The organism is Amycolatopsis sp. WAC 01416 (genome assembly GCF_003947485.1).
GTDB lineage: Bacteria > Actinomycetota > Actinomycetes > Mycobacteriales > Pseudonocardiaceae > Amycolatopsis.
Genome location: NZ_QHHX01000004.1, coordinates 232,039 through 247,102 on the forward strand (window position 1 = coordinate 232,039; position 15,064 = coordinate 247,102).

Genomic DNA, 15,064 nt, shown 5'->3' on the forward strand with positions numbered 1-15,064 from the left:
GAGTCACCCGCGTGCCCAACATTTCCCGCGACGAGGTCGCACACCTCGCCAAGCTGGCCAGGCTTGCCGTCACCGAAGAGGAGCTGGACGTCTTCGCAGGCCAGCTCGACCAGATCCTGGACTCGGTGGCCAAGGTGAGCGAGGTCGCAGGCGAGGATGTCCCGCCCACATCGCACGCCGTGCCGCTGACCAACGTGTTCCGTGAGGACACGGTCCGACCGGGCCTGACCCAGCAGCAGGCGCTGGCCGGTGCGCCTGCCAGCGAAGAGGGTCGTTTCCGGGTGCCGCGGATTCTGGGAGAAGAACAGTGACCGAACTCATCAAGCTGACCGCCGCCGAGCTGGCGGAGAAGATCCAGTCCCGTGAGGTCTCGGCCGTCGAGGTCGCCAAGGCCCACCTGGACCGGATCGCCGAGGTCGACGACCACATCCACGCGTTCCTGCACGTGGACACCGAGGGCGCGCTCGACGCGGCCCGCGCGGTGGACGCCGACGTCGCCGAGGGCAAGGCGCCGAAGTCGCCGCTCGCCGGCGTGCCGCTGGCGCTCAAGGACGTGCTGACCACCAAGGGCATCCCGACCACGGTCGGTTCGAAGACCCTGGAGAACTGGATCCCGCCGTACGACGCCACCGTGACGCGCAAGCTGCGCGAAGCCGGTGTCGTGGTGCTCGGCAAGACCAACATGGACGAGTTCGCGATGGGCTCCTCCACGGAGAACTCCGCGTTCGGCCCGACGCACAACCCGTGGGACCACGCCCGTATCCCCGGCGGTTCCGGCGGTGGCTCCTCGGCGTCCATCGCGGCGTTCGAGGCCGCGATCGCGATCGGCACCGACACCGGCGGTTCGATCCGCCAGCCCGGCGCCGTCACCGGCACCGTCGGCGTGAAGCCGACGTACGGCGGTGTCTCCCGCTACGGTCTCGTCGCCTTCTCGTCGTCGCTCGACCAGGCCGGTCCCTGCGCGCGGACGGTGCTCGACGCCGCCCTGCTGCACGAGGTCATCGCCGGATACGACCCGATGGACTCGACCTCGATCGACGCGCCGGTCCCGCCGGTGGTCGCCGCGGCCCGCCAGGGCCTCACCGGTGACCTCAAGGGCGTCCGCGTCGGCGTGGTGAAGGAATTCGCCGGCGACGGCTACCAGCCGGGCGTGTTGCGGTCGTTCGAGGCCGCCGTCGAGCAGCTGCGCGCGCTCGGTGCCGAGGTCGTCGAGGTCTCGTGCCCGAACTTCACCTACGCGCTGCCCGCGTACTACCTGATCGCGCCGAGCGAGTGCTCGTCGAACCTCGCCCGGTTCGACGCCATGCGCTACGGCCTGCGCGTGTCCGACGACGGCGCGCACAGCGCCGAAGAGGTCATGTCGCTGACCCGCGAGAAGGGCTTCGGCCCCGAGGTCAAGCGCCGCATCATGCTCGGCACGTACGCGCTGTCCTCTGGCTATTACGACGCCTACTACGGCTCGGCGCAGAAGGTCCGCACGCTCATCACGCGCGACTTCGAAGCCGCCTACGAAAAGGTGGACGTGCTGGTCTCGCCGACCACACCGACCACCGCGTTCAAGATCGGCGAGCGCGTCGACGACCCGATGGCGATGTACCTGGCGGACCTCTGCACCATTCCGTCGAACCTCGCGGGCAACGCCGCGATGAGTGTCCCGAGTGGACTGTCGCATGAGGACGGCCTGCCGGTCGGCCTGCAGATCATGGCCCCCGCGATGGCCGACGACCGGCTGTACCGCGTCGGCGCCGCCTACGAGGTCGCACGCGACGCCGCCAACGGTGGCTCGCTGGTGCACGAGGTTCCGGAGCTGGGAGGAAAGAAGTGACCGCCGTGGTGGAACTCATGGACTACGCCGACGTCATCGAGCGGTTCGACCCGGTGCTGGGCCTCGAGGTGCACGTCGAGCTGAACACGAACACCAAGATGTTCTGCGGCTGCGCCAACGAGTTCGGCGGCGAGCCGAACACCAAGGTGTGCCCGACCTGTCTCGGCATGCCCGGTGCGCTGCCGGTCGTGAACGCCAAGGCGATCGAAGGCGCGATCCGCATCGGTCTCGCGCTCAACTGCGAGATCGCGGAATGGTGCCGGTTCGCCCGGAAGAACTACTTCTACCCGGACATGCCGAAGAACTTCCAGACCTCGCAGTACGACGAGCCGATCGCCTTCAACGGCTACCTCGACGTGACGCTGGACGACGGCGAGGTCGTCCGCGTCGAGATCGAGCGCGCGCACATGGAGGAGGACACCGGCAAGTCGCTGCACGTCGGCGGCGCGACCGGCCGGATCCACGGCGCCGAACACTCGCTGCTCGACTACAACCGCGCGGGGGTCCCGCTGATCGAGATCGTCACCAAGACGATCGAGCACACCGGCGGCCGCGCCCCCGAGGTCGCCCGCGCGTACGTGAGCGCCCTGCGGGATCTGCTGAGCGCGCTGGACGTCTCCGACGTCCGCATGGACCAGGGTTCCCTGCGCTGCGACGCGAACGTTTCGCTGATGGCCAAGGACGCGACCGAGTTCGGCACGCGCACCGAGACCAAGAACGTCAACTCGCTGCGCAGTGTCGAGCGCGCCGTGCGGTACGAGATGACCCGCCAGGCGGCGATTCTCGCCGAGGGCGGCACGATCAAGCAGGAGACACGGCACTTCCAGGAGGCCGACGGCACCACGTCGCCGGGCCGCACCAAGGAGACCGCCGAGGACTACCGGTACTTCCCGGAGCCCGACCTGGTGCCGATCGCGCCGTCGCGCGAATGGGTCGAGGAGCTGCGCAAGACGCTCCCGGAGATGCCGTCGGAGCGCCGCAAGCGCATCCAGCGCGAGTGGAACCTGACCGACGAGGCGCTGCGCGACCTGCTCAACGTCGGCGCGGTCGACCTGGTCGCCGCCACCGTCGAGGCGGGCGCAACGCCGGATGAGGCCCGCAGCTGGTGGGTCAACACGCTGGCGCAGGAGGCCAACTCCCGCGAGATCGAACTGGCGGAGCTGGCGATCTCCCCGGCGCAGCTGGCCGAGGTCATCGCGTTGGTCAACTCCGGTGAGCTGACCAACAAGCTGGCCAAGGAGGTCGTGCAGGGCGTCCTCGCCGGCGAGGGTTCACCGTCCGAGGTCGTCGAGAAGCGCGGCCTGAAGGTCGTCTCCGACGACTCCGCGCTCATCGCGGCGGTCGACGAGGCGCTGGCAGCGCAGCCCGACGTCGCCGAGAAGATCCGCGGCGGCAAGGTGGCCGCGGCCGGGGCGATCGTCGGCGCGGTCATGAAGGCCACCAAGGGTCAGGCCGACGCCAAACGCGTACGCGAACTGATCGTCGAGCGAGTCGGTGCCTGATCTCGCTTTGAAGAAGGTCACCTGGCGTGAGTGGCTCGGCCTCGCGGCCGGGCTGCTCGCGCTGGTGGCCTTGTTCCTGCCGTGGACGACGCTGACCGCGTCGCGCCCGGAGATCGAGGACGTCCTGACGACGTTGCCCGCCGACGACGTCACGCGTGACGCGTGGCGTTCGGGTTTCCTCGCCTGGGCGCCGGTGTTCCTGCTGTTCCTGCCCGGCCTCGCCGTCGTGCTGTTCGGCCGAGTCGACGCCGTCCGCCGCGCGGGCCTGCCGCATCTGTGGCTGATGGCGGCCATCGGCGCGCTGCTGCTGACGCTGCTCGGCTGGATCAGCCTCGACTGGCAGTTCGACGCCGACCAGCGCGGGATCCTTTCCGCCGCCGGCATCGAGATCGGGTCCGGCCTCGGCCGCTACCTCGGTCTGCTCGCCGCTGTCGTCTCCGCGGTCGTCGCGTTCTTCGACGTCCGGCGCCTGCGCGCGGAAACCCGCGTCCGCCGCCCATAACCCCCCTTTCCGCAATTAGTCACCTACTTGCGGAAGCGGGCTATGAGAAAGCGCTTTCTTTCGAGGAGATCATCGTGTTCCCCCTGCCTGGAGGCATCGGCCTCTCCCATCTGTGCGCCTACGAATGGGAAGCCGCGGACGGGGTGTGTGGCGGCAGTCCACATCTGCATCTGGCCTGCACCGAGGCCTACGTCGTCACCGGTGGACGTGGCGCGGTGCAGACGCTCGACGTCGGTGGCTACCGGGAGATCGAACTCGAACCCGGTGTCGTCGCGTGGTTCGCGCCCGGCACGGTCCATCGGATGGTGCAGCGCGAAGACCTGCGGATCACCGTGCTCATGCAGAACAGCGGGCTGCCCGAAGCGGGGGACGCGGTCTTCACCTTCCCGCCGCCGATCCTCGCCGACCCGGACGCGTACGCGGAGGCCGCCGCGATGCCCGTGGACGACGACGCCGCTCGCCGTCGCCGCGATCTCGCGATCGAGGGCTATCTGCCGATCCGCGACGCCCTCGTGTCGGGAAACCCCGGCCCGCTGAGGGATTTCCACCGTGCGGCCGCCGCGCTGGTCGCGCCGAAGGTCGACGCCTGGTTCCCCCGCTGGCGCGCCGGTGCGCTGGCCGCCGCCGAGTTGACCGGGGAGCACCTGGAAGCGCTCGCGAACGGCGACGTGAGCCACCTGGAGCGGTCCGGCGTCCGGGTGATCGCTCCGTCCAAAGAGGACGGTTACGGCATGTGCGGGCACCGGACGGAGTACCGGCTTGACATGTGACCATATGGTCACCTATTTTTCTTGTATGACCCACTCACGCAGGACACTCGTCACCGTGCTCGTCGCGCTCCTCTTCGGCGCGCTGTTCACCGCTGCGCCAGCGGCCGCCGAAGAACGCCCGCGCGTCCACGAGGGAACGATCGACGGTGCGGACTTCCTGGTCAAAGTGCCGAAACGCTGGAACGGCACGCTGGTGCTCTACAGCCACGGGCTCTACGTGGACCCGTGGAAGCCGGCACAGATCATGCTGGCCACCAGACCCGAGACCGAGTCCTGGCTGCTCGACCAGGGTTACGCGCTGGCCGCGTCGAACTACAAGGGAGTTTTCGGGCACGCGATCGAGGAGGCCTTGACCGACCAGATCGCACTGCTGGACTGGTTCCAGGCCAAGGTGGGGAAACCGCGGCGGACCATCACCAGCGGGATGTCCATGGGCGCCGTGATCTCCTTGAAGCTGGCTGAGAACAACCCAGGCCGGTTCGACGGCGTCCTGACGCAGTGCGGCGAGTACGACACCAACGGCACGTGGAACAGCGCTCTGGACATGCTTTTCGCGCTCAAGACCCTGCTGGCGCCGGACGCGGACATCGACCTGGTCCGGCCCCGCGATCCGCAGGCCGCGAAGGCGGCACTCGAAGCCGTCGTCGCCGAAGCCCAGAAGACCGAGGCGGGCAGGGCGCGGATCGCGCTGGCCGGAGCACTGGGCACCATCCCGGGCTGGGCGCTCGCGCACGAACCGGAGCCGACGGCTCCCGCCGACCGCCTCGCGCAGCAGGCGCTGTGGGTCACCGGGGCCTACCTGCCCGGCTACGGACCGTCCGCACGCCCCGAAATCGAACGCCGGGCCGGTGGGAACCCTTCCTTCAACACCGGCATCGACTACCGGAGTCAGCTCGCCCGCTCGGCCGGGCTCGACCTGGTGCGGCATGCGTACCGGGCGGGAGGCGTGGATCTGGAAGCCGATCTCGACCGGCTCGCCGCGGCCCCGCGGATCTCGGCGGATCCGAAGGCGCAGGCCTACATGCACCGCTACACGGTGGCGCGCGGGAGCACACCGTCACCAGTGCTGACCGCGCACACCACCGGAGACGGCGGCGCCGTCGCGGGGCAGGCCCGGTGGTACGGCGATCAGGTCCGGCGCAACGGTGATCCCGCTCTGCTGCGACAGACCTACGTCAGCCGGGGCGGTCACTGCTCGTTCAACGCGGCCGAGGAGATCGTCCTGCTCCGCACCCTGCTGTCCCGAGTGGACACCGGCCACTGGCCGTCCACCGATCCGCGCCGGCTCACCGCCGCCGCGACCGCGCTCGGATCCGCATATCGGCTCGTGCCGGAACTGTTCGATCCGCTGGGCAAGGAGAAGGCCATGGCGCCGGCGTTCACCTGGTTCACGCCGCCCGCTCAGCCGAGGCCGTCCAGGTAAGGCCGCTCAGTCCTGTTGGCGGAAGCTGAGGACGGCCTCGTGAACCGGACATAACGCGTGAACCCGCCTGGCCGAAGGCCCCGCTATCGCGGTGCGGGTTCACCGAGAGACACTCAGTCCTTGCCGCCCCCGCCGGCGCTGGCCGACGGCGTGATGATGACGACGCGGTCGTCGCTCGAAACCGGTGAGCCGCCGTCCTTGTTGATCGTCCCGGTGATCGCGACCTGCGGGTTGATCATGCTCATCGCGGAAAGCCTGCCGAAGGTCTTCGGCGGCTTGCCGACCTTGCCGTCCATGGCGACGCTGGGTTTCCCGGTCACCGCGCCGTCCGGGGTGACCGGCAGGTTCTGCAGGTTGCCCGCGATCGAGGTCGTGATGGAGAGATAGCCGGTGGCACCGACGAAATCCGCGCAGCCCGCCACGCCGGGTTTGTCGGTCCAGCTCCACGCCGGGGTGGTCAGCGGCTGGCCACCCCGGAGCCGGTACAGCACGTCCTTGTCGGCCAGCCTGTCGGTCAGCCACAGGCGCGAACCGGTCTGGTCACGGCAGATCCCACCGGGGGAGTGCACGCCGGTCGAGAAGACCGCCGAACCCGGTGTGGGGTTGCCCGCCGCCGGCTTGCCCGAGGTGTCGATGCGCAGCACCTTCCCGGCGAGAGACGCGGGATCGGCGGCGAGCCCGGCATTGCCCGCGTCGCCGGTGGCGACCAGGAGGGCGCCCTTGGCGTCGGTGCCGAGCGCGCCGCGATTGCCGGTGGCGCCCTTGGGGATGCCGGTCAGCACCGGTTTCGGCGCCTGGCCCTTCGCCAGCCGGACGACCCGGTTGTCGGTCGGCGTGGTGATGTAGGCGAAGACGAGCTGGTCTTCGGCGAAACCGGGGGAGAGGGCGAGCGAGGTGAGGCCGCCGTCTCCGGAGCCGTCCACGGGGATGGTCGCCCAGTCCGCCGGATCCTTCTCCGAGGCGGCGAGCACGATCCGGCCGCTCTTGCGTTCTCCGGCGAGCGCGCTGGGCGCGATGCCGTCGCCGGGGATCGCGGCCACGGCGGCGACGGTGTCCAGGCAGGTCGCGATGACGGCCTTGTCGAAGTCCTTGCAGCCCTGCGGCGGCGGGATCGGCGTCGGCGTCTGATTTCGCCCGTTGCCGCCGCGGCCGGGGCCGGGGTCGCCCGCTTCACCGCCGGGCCCGATCTGCGGCGGGACCTCGGGGGACGGCGGGTTGACCGGGGTGAACTTCTGCCCGGCGGCGGTGTTGTCGAATTCGGCGCAGCCGGAGAGCATCAGCGCACCGCAGGCCAGGATGGCCAGCGGCGCGGTCCATTTCCGCCGGTACCGGGTACGCACGGGGCAAGCCTAGGTGGGCGTGCGTGAGCCACAGGTAAGCGGCACTGGATACCGTGGAGATCATGACTGTGACCGTTCTCGTGCCCGACGAAGAGGGAGTGGCCGCGCTTTCGGAGATCGACGGCGTGCGTCCGGTGGTGTACCGCCACGGCGAGCCGGTGCCCGCCGAGGCAGCCGAGGCCGAGGTCCTCGTGACCGGTGACCGGCCGACCGAGGCACTCTGGCGCGAACTGCCGAACGTCAAACTCGTGCAGCTGCTGCTGGCAGGCGCCGAGGACTGGATCGGCAAGGTGCCGGACGGAGTCCTGCTCTCGACCTGCCGCGGCGCGCACGGCGGAAGCTCGGCCGAGTGGGTCGTCGCGGTCCTGCTGGCGATTTACCGCGGTCTCGACGGCTTCGCCGACGGCCTGCGACGGAGGCACTGGGAACGGCGGACCACCGACACCCTGCAGGGCAAACGGGTCCTCATCATCGGCGCGGGCGACCTCGGCAGGCATCTGCGCCGTCGGCTGGAGACGTTCGACGTGCGCTGCACGATGGTCGGCGCGAGCGCCCGTGAGGGTGTCCACGGCGTCGACGAACTCCCCGCCCTGCTGTCCGAGCACGACGTCGCGGTCCTGATGGTGCCGCTCACCCAGCACACGCGCGGCATGGTCGACGCGGAGTTCCTGGCCGCGATGCCGGACGACGCGATCCTCGTCAACGTCTCGAGGGGGCCGGTCGTGGACACCGACGCGCTCGTCGCGGAACTCACGTCCGGACGGCTGCGTGCCGCCCTCGACGTCACCGATCCCGAGCCGCTGCCCGCCGGGCATCCGCTGTGGGACGTGCCGGGACTGCTGCTCACGCCGCACGTCGCGGGCGCGGTGAGCGGGCGGCGGCAGCGCGCGTACGCGGTGGTGGCCAGGGAACTGAGCCACTATCTGGGTGGGGAGTTGCCGAAGAACCTGGTCCACGGCGAATACTGAGTACCGTGGCGAATCTTCATGTCGGCTGCGCGATGTGGACGCACAAGGCGTGGGCCGGGCGGTTCGTGCCGCGGTCGCTGCCCGCGGGGGAGCGGCTGCGGGCCTACGCCGGCTGGTGCAACGCGGTCGAGGGCAACACCACCTTCTACGCGACCCCGGCCCGGGACACCGTCGCGACGTGGGCACGGCAGACCGATCCCGGCTTCCGGTTCGTGGTGAAACTGCCCAAGATCGTCACGCACGAGCGACGGCTCACCGGGGTCGAGACCGAGATGCGGGCGTTCCTGGACGCGATCGAACCGCTCGGTGACCGGGCGGTCCTGTGGACCCAGCTGCCCGGCTCGTTCGGCCCGTCGGACGTCGACGCCCTCGGCCGCTTCCTGCGCAGGCTCCCCGCCGGCCGCCGTCGCGCCGTGGAGGTGCGGCATCCCGACTTCCACACCGACGCCCGCTCGACGTCGTCGCTGGAGAGGGCACTCGCCGACGCGAACGCCGAGTGGGTGCCGTTCGACACCACGGTCTTCTTCCGGCGACCGCCCGCCAGCGAGGCCGAGCAGGATGCCTGGGGCAAGAAACCGCGGCTGCCGCGGCGGACGCGGGCGCTGACCGACCGGCCGATCGTCCGCTACCTGGGCCGGGACTCGGCCGAGGTGACCGTCGAGGGGTGGCGGCCGTGGACCGAGGTGGTCGCCGAGTGGCTGCGTGAGGGCCGATCGCCGACGATCTTCGTGCACACCCCCGACAACGACGACGCCCCGGCGCTCGCCCGCCGGTTCCACGACGACGTGCGCGCCCTGGTGCCCGGCCTCGCCCCGCTGCCCGAGCCCGAACCGATCGAGCCGGCGACCCTGTTCTGAGCCGCTCCGCCGCCGGTCCGGCGTGTCGTCCGTCCGATCACGTGTGTCGTCCGTCCAGTCACGTGTGTCGTCCGGCTGGACACGCGTGATGTCCCTCCTGTCACGGCGTACTCGAACAGGTCCGGCGGTTCGGTCGCCTGACGGGCAGGTTTCGCCTACCCTTCGCGCGTGAGCGATGACTACCAGACCAGCATGATCTCGGACGTGGCCGAGCCCGACAGCGGCCCGAACCCGGCGGAGACCAGGGGCGGGATCGACCTCGGTCTGCTCGTCCTGCGAGTGGTGCTCGGCGTGACCATGGGCGCGCACGGGCTGCAGCACCTCTTCGGCGCCTTCGGCGGGCCCGGGGTCGGCGGCTTTGCCAGGGTGCTCGGCAACTTCGGCTACACCACCCAGACCACACTGCTTTCGTGGATCACCGGGATCAGCGAGGTGGTCGGCGGCGCACTCGTGCTGGTGGGCCTGTTCACCCCCGTCGGCGCCGCCGCGCTGCTGGGTGTCTGCGCGAACATCGTGTACGTGAAGTTCGGCGGCGGGTTCTTCCAGAAGGAAGGGCAGGGCTTCGAGTTCGAACTCCTGCTGGCCGCGGCTTCGCTGACCGTCCTGCTCGCGGGCTCGGGGCGGATCGCGCTGGACGTCAACACCCCGTGGCGGAAGCGGCCGCTCTCGTTCGGGCTGATCGGACTACTGCTGACGGCGGCCGCCTCGGTCGTGGTGCTCGTCCTCTGCCGCTGACCGCCCCTCGCGTGCAATGAAAGGCCCCTTCATTGCACGCGAGGGGGCGCAAGTAGGTGACTACTTGCTCGGGTCCCGCACCGCGCCCGTGTCGGCCGAAGTCGCCATCCGCGCGTAGGCCCGCAGCGCGGCGGTCACCTTCCGGTCCCGCGAGACCGGCTGCCACGGCCGCTCGCTCGCTTCCATCTTCGCGCGCCGCTCGGCGAGGACGTCCGCGTCGACGAGCAGTTCGAGACGGCGTTCGTGGACGTCGAGCAGGATCCGGTCGCCGTTCTGGACCAGGCCGATCGTCCCGCCCGCGGCCGCCTCCGGCGAGATGTGCCCGACCGAGATGCCCGACGAGCCGCCGGAGAACCGGCCGTCGGTGATCAGCGCGCATTTCTTGCCGAGGCCGGAACCCTTGAGGAACGCGGTCGGGTGCAGCATCTCCTGCATGCCGGGGCCGCCCGCCGGGCCTTCGTAGCGGATCACCAGCACCTCACCAGGCTGGATCTCCTTCTTGAGGATGGCCGAAACCGCCTCCTCCTGGCTTTCCAGCACGCGCGCCGGGCCCTCGAAGTGCCAGAGTTCCTCGTCGATGCCCGCCGACTTGATGACGGCGCCGTTTTCGGCGAGGTTGCCGCGCAGGATCGCGAGCCCGCCGTCCTTGGTGTAGGCGTGTTCGACGTTGTGGATGCAGCCGTCCGCGGCATCGGTGTCCAAAGAGGACCAGCGGTTCTCGGTGGAGAACGCCTCCGTGGTCCGGACCCCGCCCGGCGCCGCGTGGAACAGCTCCACCGCCCTGTCCGAGGGGGCCTCGGCGCGGATGTCCCAAGTGGACAGCCAGGACTGCAGATCCGGCGAGTGCACGGAGTGGACGTCGGTGTTCAGCAGGCCGCCGCGGTACAGCTCGCCGAGGATGGCCGGGATTCCGCCCGCGCGGTGGACGTCCTCCATGTGGTAGTCCGAGTTCGGCGCGACCTTCGACAGGCATGGCACGCGGCGGCCGATGGCGTCGATGTCGTCGATGGTGAAGTCGACCTCGCCCTCCTGCGCGGCGGCGAGGATGTGCAGCACCGTGTTGGTCGAACCGCCCATCGCCATGTCGAGGGCCATCGCGTTCTCGAACGCCTTCTTCGACGCGATCGAACGCGGGAGCGCGGACTCGTCGTCTTGTTCGTACCAGCGCTTGCACAGTTCGACGACGGTGCGCCCGGCATCCTCGAAGAGCGCCTTGCGGGCGGCGTGCGTGGCGAGGGTGGAACCGTTGCCCGGCAAGGAGAGCCCAAGGGCCTCGGTGAGGCAGTTCATCGAGTTCGCGGTGAACATGCCCGAGCACGAACCGCAGGTCGGGCAGGCCGAACGCTCCACAATGGACAGCCCGTCCTCGTCGACCTCGCTGCTGGCCGACGCGGCGATCGCGGTGATCAGGTCGGTCGGCGCCTGCGCGACCCCGCCGACGACCACGGCCTTCCCGGCCTCCATCGGCCCGCCGGAGACGAACACCACGGGGATGTTCAGCCGCATGGCGGCGTTCAGCATGCCAGGGGTGATCTTGTCGCAGTTGGAGATGCAGACCAGCGCGTCGGCCTGGTGCGCGTTCACCATGTACTCGACCGAGTCGGCGATGATCTCGCGCGAGGGCAGCGAGTACAGCATTCCGCTGTGCCCCATGGCGATCCCGTCGTCCACGGCGATCGTGTGGAACTCGCGGGCGACACCGCCCGCCTCCTTCACCGCGCCCGCCACGATCTCGCCGAGGTCCTTGAGGTGCACGTGGCCCGGCACGAACTGGGTGTAGGAGTTCGCGATGGCGACGATCGGCTTGCCGAAGTCGCTGTCGGTCATTCCGGTGGCGCGCCAGAGCGAGCGCGCGCCCGCCGCGTTGCGGCCGTGGGTGGTGGTCCGGGAACGGAGTTGAGGCACGGCGGACTCCAAGGTTCGGGATGAGGACCAGGGCGAACTGGCGCCAAACTGGTCCTACCAATCCTACTCCCCGGAATTCTCGCTCTTCTCCGGAGCCTTCTCCTCGGCCTTGGCCACGTCGTCGGTCAGTCCGGAAGGGTCGGCCACGCGACCCGCGCTGACCAGCGAGATCACCGGAAGATGACGAGTGCGCACGGCGGGGAGGGCGATCTTGGTGTCGTCCTTCAGCACCGCCTGCACCTTCGCCTTCTCGGTGATGGCGAGGCCCTTGAGCGAGGCCCACGGCAGGTCCCGCCGCCCGAACATCGTGCGGACTTCCAAGCCCTTCGCCGTCGCCGTCGTGCGGGTCCGGATGACGAACACCGCCAGCGCGATCGGGAAGAGATAGAGCCACTGGAGGTACGGCACGTCGCCGAACGCGACAGGCGTCACACAGACGACAAGGAAAGCGATCGCCAGCAACGCCGTGTTCGGGATTTTGAAGACGGCCTTGCGGTCCTCGTTCGCCTGTTCCTGCTGCTTTTCTTCTGCCACGTCAAAGATGGTGCACCGCCGCCTTCGGAGCCCCGAACGCGGGTCGCGCCATCCGCCGATGGTGTCCAGCATGCGGAATCGCCATCCCGCAGAGTTGACACTCTTGACGGCGACCGGCTAGCTTCACTCTCGTGACAACGCAGACCGGCCTCGTACTTCCCAAGCGCGTCGACGCTTAGGGAAGTCTCCGCTGCGTCGACGCGCGACCCTCGTGCGACCACTCCGGTCGGCGGGGGTTTTTTGTTGCCTGGAACAATTTCACCAGCCCGACCAGTCGATGAATACCCGAACGAGTGACTAGACAAGACGAGGCAAACAGCGATGACTAGTGCCACCTCGCGAGCTGAAGCGAATGCGGGAACCTCTGGAGCCCGACCCAAGCCGGCGCCGCCCGCCGGGACCCCGGTGCGGGTCACGGGCGCGCAGTCGCTCGTCCGTTCGCTCGAGGCGGTGGGCGCGGAAGTCGTGTTCGGTATTCCCGGCGGCACCATTCTCCCGGCGTACGACCCGTTGCTCGATTCGACGAAGGTCCGCCACGTCCTGGTCCGCCACGAACAGGGCGCCGGCCACGCCGCCACCGGATACGCGCAGGCGACCGGCAAGGTCGGTGTGTGCATGGCCACCTCGGGTCCCGGCGCGACCAACCTGGTCACCCCGCTGGCCGACGCGAACATGGACTCGGTCCCGGTGGTCGCCATCACCGGTCAGCAGTCCCGCGCGCTGATCGGCACGGACGCCTTCCAGGAAGCCGACATCTGCGGCATCACGATGCCGATCACCAAGCACAACTTCCTGGTCACCGACCCGGCGGACATCCCGCGCACGATCGCGGAGGCCTTCCACCTCGCGTCGACCGGCCGCCCCGGTCCGGTCCTGGTGGACATCCCCAAGGACGTCCTGCAGGAGATGACCTCCTTCTCCTGGCCGACGGAGATGCGGCTGCCGGGCTACCGGCCCACGCTGCGCCCGCACGGCAAGCAGGTCCGCGAGGCCGCCAGGCTGATCAGCAAGTCGCGCCGCCCTGTCCTCTACGTCGGCGGTGGCGTGATCAAGGCCGACGCCTCGCGCCAGCTGATGGAACTGGCGGAGCTGACCGGGATCCCGGTCGTCACCACGCTGATGGCCCGCGGCGCCTTCCCCGACTCGCACCCGCAGCACCTCGGCATGCCGGGAATGCACGGTTCGGTCGCCGCGGTCGCCGCGATGCAGCGGGCGGATCTGCTGATCGCCCTCGGCGCCCGCTTCGACGACCGCGTCACCGGGCAGCTGTCGTCGTTCGCGCCGGACGCCGCCATCGTCCACGCCGACATCGACCCGGCCGAGATCTCCAAGAACCGCAAGGCGGACGTGCCGATCGTCGGCGACTGCGCGGAGATCATCACCGAGCTGATCGAGGCCGTCCGCGCCGAGACCGACAAGTCCGCGAAGCCGGATCTGACGGACTGGTGGACGCAGGCGAGCGCCTGGCGTGACGACTACCCGGCCGGCTACGAGTGGCCCGACGACGGAACGCTTTCCCCGCAGTACGTCATCGAGCGCATCGGTTCGCTCGTCGGCCCGGACGCGGTCTACACCGCGGGCGTCGGCCAGCACCAGATGTGGGCCGCGCAGTTCGTGAAGTACGAGAACCCGCGCACCTGGATCAACTCCGGCGGTCTCGGCACGATGGGCTTCGCCGTCCCCGCCGCGATGGGCGCCAAGTTCGGCATGCCGGACAAGCAGGTCTGGGCCATCGACGGCGACGGCTGTTTCCAGATGACGAACCAGGAACTGGCCACCTGCGCCATCGAAGGCGCGCCGATCAAGGTCGCCGTCATCAACAACGGCAACCTGGGCATGGTCCGCCAGTGGCAGAACCTCTTCTACTCCGAGCGGTACTCCAACACCGATCTCGGTACGCACAAACACCGCATCCCCGACTTCACCCTGCTCGCGGAGGCGCTCGGCTGCGCCGGGCTCCGCTGCGAGACCAAGGAGGACGTCGACGCCACCATCCGGCGCGCCATGGAGATCAACGACCGCCCCGTCGTGATCGATTTCGTGGTGGGGAAGGATGCCCAGGTGTGGCCCATGGTGGCCGCGGGCACCGGTAACGACGAAATCATGGCCGTGCGCGGGATCCGCCCGCTCTTCGACGACGACGAAGTCGCCGCCGAGGCGGAGATCAACGCGGCGGCAGAAGGAGACGCCCGATGAGCGTGCACACCCTGAGCGTTCTGGTCGAGAACAAGCCCGGTGTCCTCGCGCGGGTTTCCGGACTGTTCTCCCGGCGTGGTTTCAACATCGAATCCCTCGCCGTCGGGCCCACGGAGAATCCCGAGGTGTCCCGGATGACGATCGTGGTCGCCGTCGAAGAGCTACCGCTCGAACAGGTGACCAAACAGCTCAACAAGCTGGTCAACGTCATCAAGATCGTGGAATTGGAAAAGTCCACAGCCGTGCAGCGTGAACTGCTGCTGGTCAAGGTCCGGGCCGACGCCACCGTGCGCAGCCAGGTCCTCGAGACAGTCCAGCTTTTCCGCGCGAAAGTGGTGGATGTGTCCCCCGAGGCGCTCACCGTCGAAGCCACCGGGACCTCGGACAAGATCGGTGCCCTGCTGCGGATGCTGGAGCCCTATGGCATCCGCGAACTGGTCCAGTCCGGAATGGTCGCGGTCGGCAGGGGCGCCCGATCCATCACCGCCACCTCCGCCCGCTAGATCT

General features: G+C 69.4%; 14 protein-coding genes. 11 read left to right on the forward strand and 3 right to left on the reverse strand.

The genetic code is table 11. From position 1 onward, the window contains the following. The first annotated feature begins 11 nt into the window (after positions 1–11). The 6 genes from gatC to DL990_RS14865 all read left to right on the forward strand — a co-directional run bounded on the left by gatC (position 12) and on the right by DL990_RS14865 (position 6,022). Positions 12–311 (forward strand): Asp-tRNA(Asn)/Glu-tRNA(Gln) amidotransferase subunit GatC, encoded by a 300-nt coding sequence (gene gatC, locus DL990_RS14840; RefSeq protein ID WP_005162012.1) that lies wholly within the window; start codon positions 12–14, stop codon positions 309–311. Continuing rightward, positions 308–1,825 carry an Asp-tRNA(Asn)/Glu-tRNA(Gln) amidotransferase subunit GatA gene (gene gatA / locus DL990_RS14845; protein ID WP_125786789.1) on the forward strand — a complete coding sequence of 506 codons (1,518 nt, stop codon included), beginning with the start codon at positions 308–310 and terminating at the stop codon, positions 1,823–1,825. The genes gatC and gatA overlap by 4 nt, the downstream gene beginning before the upstream one ends. Beyond that, positions 1,822–3,327 (forward strand): Asp-tRNA(Asn)/Glu-tRNA(Gln) amidotransferase subunit GatB, encoded by a 1,506-nt coding sequence (gene gatB, locus DL990_RS14850; protein WP_125799036.1) that lies wholly within the window; start codon positions 1,822–1,824, stop codon positions 3,325–3,327. The genes gatA and gatB overlap by 4 nt, the downstream gene beginning before the upstream one ends. Then, complete coding sequence (locus DL990_RS14855) at positions 3,320–3,829, forward strand: hypothetical protein (protein WP_125799037.1); 510 nt, start codon at positions 3,320–3,322, stop codon at positions 3,827–3,829. The genes gatB and DL990_RS14855 overlap by 8 nt, the downstream gene beginning before the upstream one ends. Before the next feature lie 74 nt (positions 3,830–3,903). Next, on the forward strand, positions 3,904–4,599 hold the full coding sequence (locus tag DL990_RS14860) for a cupin (protein WP_370451327.1): 696 nt from the start codon (positions 3,904–3,906) through the stop codon (positions 4,597–4,599). Between the two features lie 25 nt (positions 4,600–4,624). Then, entirely contained in the window at positions 4,625–6,022 is a 1,398-nt protein-coding gene (locus tag DL990_RS14865; protein WP_125799038.1) for a S9 family peptidase, read from the forward strand. Between the two features lie 113 nt (positions 6,023–6,135). On the opposite strand, the gene DL990_RS14870 is transcribed toward DL990_RS14865, so the two are convergent. Next, positions 6,136–7,362: a sorbosone dehydrogenase family protein gene (locus DL990_RS14870; protein WP_125799039.1), complete on the reverse strand. Its 1,227-nt coding sequence runs from the start codon at positions 7,360–7,362 to the stop codon at positions 6,136–6,138. Positions 7,363–7,424: 62 nt separating this feature from the next. On the opposite strand from DL990_RS14870, the gene DL990_RS14875 reads away from it, so the two are divergent. From DL990_RS14875 to DL990_RS14885, 3 genes are all read left to right on the forward strand, one after another. Next, complete coding sequence (locus DL990_RS14875) at positions 7,425–8,330, forward strand: 2-hydroxyacid dehydrogenase (RefSeq protein ID WP_125799040.1); 906 nt, start codon at positions 7,425–7,427, stop codon at positions 8,328–8,330. Between the two features lie 32 nt (positions 8,331–8,362). Beyond that, on the forward strand, positions 8,363–9,187 hold the full coding sequence (locus DL990_RS14880; protein WP_125799261.1) for a DUF72 domain-containing protein: 825 nt from the start codon (positions 8,363–8,365) through the stop codon (positions 9,185–9,187). A gap of 192 nt (positions 9,188–9,379) precedes the next feature. Continuing rightward, a complete protein-coding gene (locus DL990_RS14885) occupies positions 9,380–9,922 on the forward strand; it encodes a DoxX family protein (protein ID WP_125786961.1) in 543 nt (180 codons plus the stop codon). Positions 9,923–9,982: 60 nt separating this feature from the next. Here DL990_RS14885 and ilvD read toward each other — a convergent pair whose 3' ends face one another. Continuing rightward, the gene (gene ilvD / locus DL990_RS14890; RefSeq protein ID WP_125799041.1) at positions 9,983–11,827 is read right to left on the reverse strand and encodes a dihydroxy-acid dehydratase; all 1,845 of its coding nucleotides are present in this window, start codon (positions 11,825–11,827) and stop codon (positions 9,983–9,985) included. Positions 11,828–11,890: 63 nt separating this feature from the next. Continuing rightward, positions 11,891–12,361: a PH domain-containing protein gene (locus DL990_RS14895; RefSeq protein ID WP_125799042.1), complete on the reverse strand. Its 471-nt coding sequence runs from the start codon at positions 12,359–12,361 to the stop codon at positions 11,891–11,893. 321 nt (positions 12,362–12,682) lie between these two features. On the opposite strand from DL990_RS14895, the gene DL990_RS14900 reads away from it, so the two are divergent. Together DL990_RS14900 and ilvN are read left to right on the forward strand one after the other, a co-directional pair. Then, a complete protein-coding gene (locus DL990_RS14900; protein WP_125792445.1) occupies positions 12,683–14,557 on the forward strand; it encodes an acetolactate synthase large subunit in 1,875 nt (624 codons plus the stop codon). Beyond that, positions 14,554–15,060 (forward strand): acetolactate synthase small subunit, encoded by a 507-nt coding sequence (gene ilvN / locus DL990_RS14905; protein ID WP_076162709.1) that lies wholly within the window; start codon positions 14,554–14,556, stop codon positions 15,058–15,060. Before DL990_RS14900 ends, ilvN begins: the two co-directional genes overlap by 4 nt. Positions 15,061–15,064: the final 4 nt, after the last annotated feature.

Excerpts from the sequence above, each read along its gene's own strand:
- DL990_RS14875 (WP_125799040.1), top strand. The coding sequence starts at position 7,425 with ATGACTGTGACCGTTCTCGTGCCCGACGAAGAGGGAGTGGCCGCGCTT.
- ilvN (WP_076162709.1), top strand. The coding sequence starts at position 14,554 with ATGAGCGTGCACACCCTGAGCGTTCTGGTCGAGAACAAGCCCGGTGTC.
- DL990_RS14900 (WP_125792445.1), top strand. The coding sequence starts at position 12,683 with ATGACTAGTGCCACCTCGCGAGCTGAAGCGAATGCGGGAACCTCTGGA.
- DL990_RS14865 (WP_125799038.1), top strand. The coding sequence starts at position 4,625 with ATGACCCACTCACGCAGGACACTCGTCACCGTGCTCGTCGCGCTCCTC.
- DL990_RS14885 (WP_125786961.1), top strand. The coding sequence starts at position 9,380 with ATGATCTCGGACGTGGCCGAGCCCGACAGCGGCCCGAACCCGGCGGAG.
- DL990_RS14880 (WP_125799261.1), top strand. The coding sequence starts at position 8,363 with ATGTGGACGCACAAGGCGTGGGCCGGGCGGTTCGTGCCGCGGTCGCTG.